The sequence below is a fragment of the Caulobacter sp. genome (assembly GCF_035254145.1).
Classification (GTDB): domain Bacteria; phylum Pseudomonadota; class Alphaproteobacteria; order Caulobacterales; family Caulobacteraceae; genus Caulobacter.
On record NZ_DATFAV010000089.1, the window covers coordinates 1 to 10406 of the forward strand.

Here is a 10406-nt window from a genome sequence, read left to right on the forward strand (position 1 = left end):
TGGGCACGTCGGGGTCCGTCCGGGTCAGCAGGATGCCGTAGTCGCAATAGTGGGCGCCGGTGGTCCAGACCTTCTGGCCGTTGATCACCCACTCGTCACCGTCACGCACGGCGCGGGTGCGCAGGGCCGCCACGTCGGAGCCGCCGGCGGGTTCGGAGAACAGCTGGCACCAGATCTCCTCGCCCTTCACGGCGGGGGAAACGAAGCGCTTCTTGGTTTCACTGTCGGCGAAGGCCATGACGGTCGGCACGCACATGCCCAGGCCGATCGTGAAATAGCCGTAGCCGAGACCGGCCTTGGTCTCTTCCTGGCCGAAAATCACCGACTGGATCGGCGTGCCGCCGCCCCCGCCGATGGCCGCGGGCCAGGTGATGCAGGCGTAGCCAGCGGCCGCCTTGGTCGCCTGCCAGGCCTTGGCGGCGGCCATATGCTCGGGCGTGTTGGGCTTCAGGTCGCCGAACTTGGCGCGATGGGCGGCGGCGTTCTCGGCCAGCCAGGCGCGAGCCTTTTCGCGATAGGCGGCTTCCTCGGGGGAGTCGTTGAAATCCATGATCCTGTTCTCCCTTACGCCGCGTTTTTCTGTTCGAGCTGGCTGACCAGCCGTTCCTTCCAGACCTTGGGCGCGCCGGCGACCAGGCTGAGCTGCCGCGAGCGGCGGTAGTAGAGGTGACAGTCGACGTCCCAGGTGAAGCCCATGCCGCCGTGAACCTGGATGCTCTCCTTGCTAGCGAACCAGTAGGCGTCGGACGCGGCGATGCGGGCCGCCGCCGCGGCGATCGGCAGCTCCGGCGCATCGTCGTTCAGGGCCCAGGCGCCGTAATAGGCGTTGGAGCGGGCGACCTCGTTCTTGACGTACATGTCGGCCAGCTTGTGCTTGATCGCCTGATAGCCGGCGATGACCCGCCCGAAGGCGTAGCGGCCCAGGGCGTACTCCTTGGCCATCTCCAGGCAGCGATCGGCGCCGCCCAGTTGCTCGAAAGCCAGCAGCACGGCGGCGCGGTCCAGGATCGACTGGACGATGTCGAAACCCGCCCCGGCCTCGCCCACGCGCTCGACGGCGGCGCCGACGAAGGTCAGCTTGGCCACGCCTCTCGTCGGATCCAGGCTCTTCAGGGTTTCGCGCGTGACGCCCGCGGCCTTCAGGTCGACCAGGAACAAGCCCGGACGGCCGCCCTCGCTGGCCAGCACCAGGGCGGTGTCGGCCACGTCGCCGTCCGTGACCGGGATCTTGGCGCCCGAGAGCTTGCCGCCCTCGACCCGGCACTGCAGGCTGGCCGGCCCGACCACGCCCGGTCCTTCGGAGGTGGCCAGGCAGCCGATCAGTTGGCCAGCCGCGATGCGCGGCAGAATAGCGGCCTTCTGGGCTTCAGAGCCGAAGGCCTGGATCCCCTCGGCCAGGAAATAGACGGTTGAGGCGAACGGGATCGGCGCGACGGCGCGGCCCAGCTCCTCGGCGATGGCGCACAGGTCGATGCGGCCCAGGCCCAGGCCGCCATGTTCTTCAGGGATGCAGGCGCCCAGCCAGCCCTGCTCGGCCACGCCCTTCCAGAGCTTCTCGTCGAAGGAGCGTTCGGCGCTATCGAGCACACCCCGCACCACACTCACGTCGCAGTGGGCGGCGAGGAACTTGCGCGCCTCCTCCTTCAGAAACTTCTGGTCGTCCGAATAGTCGAAATCCACTGCAGCCTCCCTGAACCGCGCTCTTCGGCGCGTCTCTCGAACACCACACTGAACGACGTTCACGCGAAGGGAAAGATTGACCCGGCGTCAAGAATTTCAGGTTCTTACAGCGGCCTAGCGATCGGAGACGAAGCCCGCCAGGTCGGCGCGCACCTTGAGGTTTCCTTTTTTCCAAGCCCACCACAGGACCACGATCGCCACGGCGGTTCCGACCACCATGGCCGGCGCCGAAGCTTCCGGCCCGAACGCTCCGCCGCTGAGGAATTCCGGCGCTCCGGCCTTGGGCTTGCTGACCAGCCAGCTTTCCGACACCGGCACGCCGGAGACCGACGCGCCCCACACCCAACCCTGCGTGAAGTTCCAGGCCGCATGGACGCCGATCGAGACCCACAGGCGGCCGGTCAGCAGATAGAAGCCCGCCAGCATCAGTCCCGCCTCGATGGCGATGGCCGCGGCGGCCGTCGCCGTGGCGTTGGGGTTGGCCAGGTGCAGGGCTCCGAACAGCGCCGCCTGCAGCACCAGGGCGGGCCAGATCCCGAAGGCCCGCATCAGCAGACGCAGGACGATGGCCCGCATCAGGAGCTCCTCCATCACGCCGGACTCGACCGCCATGGCGATCGCGCCCCAGGGGGACGCCGATCGCGGGCCGCTGATCTCGTAGACGCCCAGCGCATAGAGCCCGGCCACCGCCATGCTCAGCATCAGGGCTCCGACCACGAGGCCGATGGTCAGGTCCAGCGGGGCCTTGCGTGGATCCAGCTCCTCGGGCCATCGCCCCTCGCCCAGGCGGACGACCAAGGCGTAGAGGCCAAGGCCCGCCAGGCAGATCGCCGTCACCTCCAGGACTTCGAGCAGGCGACCGCCGCTATGGAACAGCGGATTGGAGATCATCTGGGCGCCCGCATAGACGAGGGCGGAAATCACGAACAGCGCCACCATCCAGCCCAGCGCGCGCAGCCAACGCAGCGGTCCGGGATGCAGCACCCGCGCATGCCCGACTTCCAAGCCGATCTGATCTTCCGTCAACGCCCTGCTCCCGTTACCCGGACTGATCGCGAAGCTCGCCACTACTTCGGCCTTGCCTGTCAATCGGGGCCATCGACGGATCGTCCGGACACCGCATTTGGCGCAACCGCCCGCCGGCGGCCGTTCGCTCGCGTCGCGGCTCGAGTTTCGAATTCACGGTACGGATTGGGCCGACACCAACCCTCGCGGCGATGACCATCGCCCGTCGCCGACATCCGCCATCTAAGCTTGGAGAAACAAGGTTAGAGAGGTTGTCACATAGGTTGTATGCCCACACCCGTCAGTTGAGAACTGCGTGCTGTTGATCGCAATATTTAGTCTTACGGTACGCGCGACGTTGCGTCATGTTCGCAGAACGCGAATCTCCGAGAGCAATGACCAAGGCTCAGTTCAAACGAAACCAGAGAGTCTGGGTGGAGAGCGTCGGCGCGTGGGCGACCGTCGAACGCGTCGTTCCCACCTGGACGGGCGGTTTGTCGGAGCCGGTCCGAGTCACCTACGATGTCGGCCTTGGCCGGATGTTCCATGCGGCCGAGCTGGCGCCCGATCCGCGCGACGCTCCCCAGGGCGCGGCGCAGGGCGAGATCTGGCGCGTGGCGCGCGACTACAACAGATGGCGAAGCCGCGAGGAAACCGCGCATCATCCGACGCCCGGCACCCATCCGGTGGTGCTCACCGACGCTCAGGACTGGGGCGGGTGGCGCGTGCCGAGGGCGGAATATGATCGTGACCCCGCGCGGATCGAGGCGCAGGCGCGGTTGATAGCCGCCGCCCCCAAGCTGCGGGCCCTCATCCAGGAGCTGATCACGCTCGTCGCGGCCGACGGCGCCACGCCCGAGGCCCTGCGCGGCATCGCTCGACGCGCGGCCAGCATCGAACTCGAACTGCACGACATGCACGACGCCGGGGCGACCGGCGCCGAACAGGCGACGCCACCCGCGCCCAGCGCGCCGAACCTCAACGCCGCGTCGCTGACCGAGCGCATGGCGGCGCTCGAGCGCGAGCTGAAACTGCGCCCATCCGCCTTCGGGAGCGCCACTCCAGCGCCGCCTCGGACCGAACGCAGCCTGCCCCCGGGGTCGCCGGCGGCGAATTTCGTGCGCGGACGTCCCAAGTAACGCGCTGAACGCTGGCGAAAACGGCCGCGTGGCCTTAGCTAGGGATCATGCGCACCGACACGCCACAGCCGATCCGGCTGGCCGATTATCGCCCCTTCCCCTTCGCGATCGAAACCACTCGCCTGGTCTTCGACCTTCATCCCTCGGCGACCCGCGTACGGGCCGAGCTCACGGTTCGTCGAACGGGCGAGGCCGGCCAGCCCCTGGCGCTGAACGGCGAGCGGCTGAAGCTGCTGTCGGTGGCCATCGACGGGCAGACACTGAGCGCCAACCAGTACGCGGTCGACGCCGAACACCTGACGATCCATGAGGTCCCGGACCAGTTCGTCCTGACCACCGAGGTCGAGATCGACCCGCTGGCCAACAAGGCCCTGACCGGCCTCTACATGTCCGGCGGCCGCTTTTGCACCCAGTGTGAGGCCGAAGGCTTCCGCACCATCACCTACTTCCCCGACCGGCCCGATGTGCTCAGCCGCTACAGCGTGCGCATCGAGGCCGACAGCGTCCTGCCGCACCTGCTCAGCAACGGCAACCTGACGGACCAGGGATCGCTGGACGGCGCCCGCCACTTCGCCGAGTGGGTCGATCCCTTCCCCAAGCCCTCCTACCTGTTCGCCCTGGTGGCCGGCGACCTGGACGTGCTGACCGACACGTTCGTCACCATGAGCGGCCGTGAGGTCGCGCTGAAGATCTTCGTCGACCCCGGCCAGGCCTCGCGCGCCGCCTACGCGCTCGACAGCCTCAAGCGCGCGATGAAGTGGGACGAGGAGGCGTTCGGCCGCGAATACGACCTCGACCTGTTCATGATCGTCGCCGTCCGCGACTTCAACTTCGGGGCCATGGAGAACAAGGGGCTGAACATCTTCAACAGCTCCCTGCTGCTGGCCGATCCCCAGACGGCGACGGACGCCGACTACGAGCGGATCGAGGCCGTGGTCGCTCACGAATACTTCCACAACTGGACCGGCAACCGCATCACCTGCCGCGACTGGTTCCAGCTGTGCCTGAAGGAAGGCTTCACGGTCTTCCGCGACCAGAGCTTCAGCGCCGACATGCGCGGCGCCGTCGTGCAGCGGATCAAGGACGTCTGGGCCCTGCGCGCGCGCCAGTTCGCCGAGGACTCCGGCCCGCTGGCCCATCCCGTGCGGCCTTCCAGCTATCTGAAGATCGACAACTTCTACACCGCGACGATCTACGAGAAGGGCTCGGAGGTCATCCGGATGCTGAAGACCATCCTGGGCGCGGCGGCGTTCCGGAAGGGCTGCGATCTCTATTTCGAACGTCACGACGGCGAGGCGACGACGGTCGAGGCCTTCATCGCCTGCTTCGCCGAGGCCTCGGGCCAGGACCTGACCGACTTCTTCGCCTGGTACGAACAGGCGGGCACCCCCGCCGTCTCGATCCGGACGGAGTACGACGCCGACGCCCAGGCCGTGACCCTGACGCTTGGCCAATCGACGCCGCCGACGCCCGGCCAGCCCACCAAGAAGGCGCTGCCGATCCCGGTGGCGATCGGCCTGCTGTCGGCCGAAGGCGAAGTCCTCCGCGACACCGAGATCGTCCTGCTGGACAAGGACGCCGCGACGGTGCGCTGGGACGGCGTGACTGGACCGCCGATCCTGTCGGCGTTGCGCGGCTTCTCCGCCCCCGTGAACCTGACCACCGACGCCAAGTCCTCGGACCGCTACGTGCTGCTGGGATCCGATCCGGACCTCTTCAACCGCTGGGAAGCCGGCCAGACCCTGGCTCGCGATCTGATCCTGACCCGCGCCGCAGGCCAACCCGACGAAGTCGGCGAGGAGCGCTACGCCGACGGCCTGGGCCGGGCGCTGGTCGACGACGCGGCCGAGGCGGCCTTCAAGGCCCTGCTGCTGGCGCTGCCGGCCGAACCCGACCTGGCGCGGATGTCCGAGCCGGCCGATCCGCTCGCCCTGTACCAGGCGCGCAAGCATCTTCGCACCCGCATCGCCGTCCACCTGGGCGACCTGCTGCGCCGGCTGCATGGCGAGATGCAGAGCGATGGCGAATTCTCGGCCAGCGCCCAGGCCGCCGGTCGCCGCGCGCTGCGCAACGCCTGCGCCGAGGCGCTGGCGGCCGATCCCCACGCCGAGAACCTGGCTCGCCTGGTCGGCCACTTCGAGGCCTCGCGGAACATGACCGACACCATGGGCGGTCTCAACGCCCTGATCACGGTGGGCGGCGCCACGCGGGACCAGGCGCTGGCCCTGTTCCAGCAGGCCTGGAAGAACGAGCCGCTGGTGATGGACAAGTGGTTCGCCGCCCAGGCGCGCGATCCTTCCGAGGACGCCCTGGACCGCGTGATCGCCCTCACCCGCGATCCCAGTTTCGAGCCGACCAACCCCAACCGCCTCCGCGCCCTCGTCTCGACCTTCGCCAACTTCAACCCGGCGCGCTTCCACGATCCCAGCGGCGCGGGCTATCGCTTCCTGGCCGATCAAGTCCTGGCCGTGGACGCCTTCAACCCGATGACCGCGGCCCGCCTGGTCGAGCCGCTCGGCGCTTGGCGTCGCTACAAGCCCGAGCTGGGCGCGCTGATGCGCGAGCAGCTCGAACGGGTGGCGACCCATCCGGATCTGTCCAAGAACGTGCTGGAGCTGGCGACCAAGGCCCTGACCTAGCGCGCAGCGTCATGCTGCATTGCGACCAATAGGCTCATCCGCGCGGAATCCGCCGGTTCGGCGGTGACGCCGCCACGCCCCGTAAGCTAGATTCACCATGGTGGCGAAGTGACTCGCCGAGGGTATCCACGGGAGTCGGGCGTTTTGGACAGAGGCGAGGCGAGACACGGGAGGACGGCGGAAGCCGGACCGACCGCGCCCGCGGCCGTGCGGGCCAGGCCCGTCAAGGCGCCGTCCCTGACGTTTGTCCGGCTCGCCATCCTGGCGGCGCTGCTCCTGCTGGCCGTCTACACCACCTTCGGCCTCAAGCGTCTCCAGGACGAGGTCAGAGCCCAGCCCGTCGGCGCCCCGCTGACGGCCAAGGCCGCGCTGATCGCCGGTCGCGTCGAAGCCAATCTCGCCGCCCAGCGGGCCGGCCTGTCGGCCGCCACCGATATCCTCAAGCGCGACCCGGTCGCCACCATGGACGCCGCCGAGATCGCCCTGCGCGCCGCCGGCGGCGAGGCGGCGGCCGTCGCCGTGATCACACCCTCGGGGCTGGCGGCCGTCGCCGGTCGCGACGACGGCGCGGACTGGAAGGCCGCCGCCAAGGCCGCGGCCGCCTCGGGCCGGACCATCTGGACCGGCTCGGTCGGAACGTCCGGACGGCTCTATGTCGCCTCGGCGCTCGATCAACCCGGCGCCTTCGCGATCGCCAGCGGCGACGCCTCCCGCCTCGTCGAGGAACCCGCCAAGGGCGAAAGCCGGGCGCTGGCCACGCCGGGGGGATCGCTGATCATCGCTCGCGGCGGCCCCGCCCAAGGCGCGGCGACGCTGATCGAAGCGTTCAAGCTCAAGCCCGAGGCCATCGGCGGCGGATCAAACTCGCTGCTCGGTCGGGACCTCAACGGAAACCCCCTGGATATCTCCGTCCAGCCCGTCGCCGAGGGCGCCTTGCTGGCGATCGCCGCCGAACCCAGCCATGCGACGGCCGCCCGTAGCCGGCAAATGACGAACGGCGCTTTCACCCTGCTCGGGCCGCTGGCCGTGGGGATCGCGCTCGCCCTGCTGCTGATGGTCCAGAGCCGCAAGGCCGAGGTCGCGCACCGGGAGTTCGTCGACAGCGAGCAACGTTTCCGACTGGCCGTCGAGGCCGCGCGCTGCGGCATCTGGGAATGGGACCTGAACGCCGACGAGGTGTTCCTGTCCGACGTCACCGGCGCGATGTTTGGCTGGGGCGGGGGCGGCGTTGTTTCCGGCCAGGACCTGCTGGACCGGATCTCGGTCGACCATCGGGATCGAGTGCGCAAGGCGCTGGCCAACGCGGCCATGTACGGAGCCTTCGACGTGTCGTTCCGCGTGCCGGCCGCCGAGCAGGGCCAGCGATCGCTGTGGATCGACGCGCGCGGCCAGGGCTTCGGCAAGCCCGGCGCCGACGGCTACGGCCGCATCATCGGCGTGGCCCTGGATGTCACCGAGGAGCGGATCGCCCAGGCCCGCGCCCAGGCCGCCGAGAACCGCCTGCGCGACGCGATCGAGAGCGTGTCGGAAGCCTTCGTGCTGTGGGACCGCCACGGCCGGCTGTTGATGTGCAACCGCAACTACCGCAACGTCTTCTCGCTGGAGCCAAAGCTTCTGAAGCCCGGCGCCGCCCGCGCCGAGGTCAACCGCTTCGCCGCCCTCGCCATCCGGCGGAACTATCCCGCCCCCGACGGCGCCAAGGGCGTTCGCGAGGCCGAGCTGATGGACGGCCGTTGGATCCAGATCAGCGAGCGCCGCACGGCCGAAGGCGGCCTGGTCATGACCGCCGCCGACATCACCGCGATCAAGAGCCAGGACGAAGCTCGCCGTCTCAACGAGGAGCAGCTTCAACACGCCGTCGCCGGCCTGGAGCGCAGCCAGGAGCAGCTGGCCGAGTTGGCTCGCAAATACGAGACCGAGAAGGTCAAGGCCGAGAGCGCCAACAAGGCCAAGAGCGAGTTCCTGGCCAACATGTCCCACGAGCTGCGGACGCCGTTGAACGCCATCAACGGCTTCTCCGAGATCATGATGAACGAGATGTTCGGCCCGCTCGGCGACCAGCGCTACAGGGGCTACAGCCAGGACATCCATTCGTCGGGGCAGCACCTTCTGGCGCTGATCAACGACATCCTCGACATGTCGAAGATCGAGGCCGGCAAGATGAACCTCAAGTTCGAGCCGATGCACTTGGAGGACGTCGCCGAGGACGCCGTCCGGCTGGTGCGCAACCGCGCCGAGGCCGCCGGCCTCACGCTCAGCATCCAGTTCCCGCCCCTGCCCGAGATCGAGGCCGACTACCGGGCGATCAAGCAGGTGCTGCTGAACCTGCTGTCCAACGCCATCAAGTTCACCCCGCGCGCGGGCAGCGTCACGATCTCGGCCGAGGTGCGCCGCGATCCGTTCGGCGACATGGTCAGGGTGTCGGTCTCCGACACCGGCATCGGCATCGCCAAGGAAGACCTGGCGCGCCTGGCCCGTCCCTTCGAGCAGGTCGAAAGCCAGTTCTCCAAGACCACTCAAGGGACCGGCCTTGGCCTGGCCCTGACCAAGTCGCTGATCAGCATGCACGACGGCGTGCTGGAAATGGCCTCCACGCCCGGCGAAGGCACGACCGTCAGTTTCGCCCTGCCGATCCGCCAGAGCGAACATGGCCTCGCCCGCGACTTCGTGGCGGCGTAGGGGAGGCCCATCTAGCTTCCCTCTCTCTTAGAGAGAGGGATATTGAATGTCGCGTCGCCTCCATGACGCACGGGGACTGGCGGCGCTCCATCCTCCGCATTCGCGCGATAGAGCCCCAGGAAATCAGCGACTTCCCACTTTACGCGCCCTCGAATGATCCGCGCTGGCGCCCGTCCTCCTCATCCGACGGCTTGAAAGGGGCGTCCGGCCGGCGAACTAGGCGGCTGTCGGGGGCGGTCGAGCGGGCGTGCTCGTCGGCGCGGAGGAAGCTCCGCAACTTCGTCCATCCTGAGGTAACCGACCCTGGAACACTAAAACGGCGATGGATGAGGGCCGAGGACACGACAGGCGGATGGAAACATCCGCGTCCGGGACCAGGCTTCGCGGCCAGGCCCGCCCGCCGGAGGCTTCAAGGTCGTCGGGGCGCGAACAGCGTCACGACGGCGCGCTTCCGACAGACGATCGCGCGGGGCGTCGCGCTTCGTCGAAACGGTTAGTTCTTCATCTGCTCCGGGCGAGGCCCCGGCGCCCCGCTCCCCTTCCGCCCCCGGCGCAGACGCGCCGGAGCGCCTCGGCGCGTCCCTAGCAGAGAGAGGAAGAAAGCCGATGTCTCGACGCCCCAGCTCCCGCCAGATCGATCCCGCATGGCCGCGCGCCCGCTGGGCCCACCTGCGCCGCAAGGTGATGCGGAAGATGGGGAAGTTCCGAAACTCCAAGGAGTTCGCGCTGCTCGCGGCGAAGGAAGCCGAGCGCCGCGAAAAGCCGAACCCGCCGCCGCCCCAATTCTGAATTTTTAGAAATATTACTTTGGTTTCATAGACTTAATTCGGCGTCATGAAGCACTCGTAACGAGTGTTCGGCGAACGCCGGGATTACACCCTCGCTCAACGGATCGCCGAGCGCGACCACGCCAAGAGGGACAAGATCATGAGCAAGATCATCAACCGCATCGCCGCCGTCGCCGCCCTGGCCCTGGCCGCCACGCCGATCATCGGCCTGACCGCCGCCCACGCCGGCGAACCCGCCCAGCCGGCCGCCCGCATCAAGGTCGGCGACCTTCGCCTGTCGGATCCGGCCGATGCGCGCGAGTTCGCCCGCCGCGTCAACATCGCCGCCAACCGCGCCTGCGAGGCCAAGGGCTTCCGCGGCCTCTCGGTCAAGGCCTGCCTGATGGACTTCAACGAAGACCTGAAGGACGCCCTCAGCGAAAAGCAGGTCGCCGAGCTGAAGGTCGCCCAGCGCGCCGGCGCCAAGATCGAACTGG

At 68.4% G+C, this 10406-nt stretch carries 8 protein-coding genes; 5 read left to right on the top strand and 3 right to left on the bottom strand.

Annotated elements, in window-relative coordinates; translation table 11 throughout:
• The 3 genes from VJ655_RS04975 to VJ655_RS04985 all read right to left on the bottom strand — a co-directional run.
• The coding region (locus VJ655_RS04975; RefSeq protein ID WP_324109958.1) for an acyl-CoA dehydrogenase family protein at window positions 1-550 on the bottom strand (550 nt) is incomplete at its 3' end.
• A 14-nt stretch (window positions 551-564) separates the two neighbouring features.
• Window positions 565-1680, bottom strand: a complete 1116-nt coding sequence (locus VJ655_RS04980; RefSeq protein WP_324109959.1) for an acyl-CoA dehydrogenase family protein — start codon at window positions 1678-1680, stop codon at window positions 565-567.
• A gap of 114 nt (window positions 1681-1794) precedes the next feature.
• A complete protein-coding gene (locus VJ655_RS04985) occupies window positions 1795-2706 on the bottom strand; it encodes a type II CAAX endopeptidase family protein (RefSeq protein ID WP_324109960.1) in 912 nt (303 codons plus the stop codon).
• Between the two features lie 374 nt (window positions 2707-3080).
• On the opposite strand from VJ655_RS04985, the gene VJ655_RS04990 reads away from it, so the two are divergent.
• The 5 genes from VJ655_RS04990 to VJ655_RS05010 all read left to right on the top strand — a co-directional run.
• Entirely contained in the window at window positions 3081-3824 is a 744-nt protein-coding gene (locus VJ655_RS04990) for a hypothetical protein (RefSeq protein ID WP_324109961.1), read from the top strand.
• Between the two features lie 47 nt (window positions 3825-3871).
• Complete coding sequence (gene pepN / locus VJ655_RS04995; RefSeq protein WP_324109962.1) at window positions 3872-6463, top strand: aminopeptidase N; 2592 nt, start codon at window positions 3872-3874, stop codon at window positions 6461-6463.
• A 144-nt stretch (window positions 6464-6607) separates the two neighbouring features.
• Window positions 6608-9142, top strand: coding sequence for an ATP-binding protein (locus VJ655_RS05000; protein WP_324109963.1), 2535 nt, complete (start codon window positions 6608-6610; stop codon window positions 9140-9142).
• A 606-nt stretch (window positions 9143-9748) separates the two neighbouring features.
• Window positions 9749-9931 (top strand): hypothetical protein, encoded by a 183-nt coding sequence (locus VJ655_RS05005; RefSeq protein WP_324109964.1) that lies wholly within the window; start codon window positions 9749-9751, stop codon window positions 9929-9931.
• Window positions 9932-10069: 138 nt separating this feature from the next.
• A partial coding sequence (locus VJ655_RS05010) for a UrcA family protein (RefSeq protein WP_324109965.1) occupies window positions 10070-10406 on the top strand: 337 nt, incomplete at its 3' end.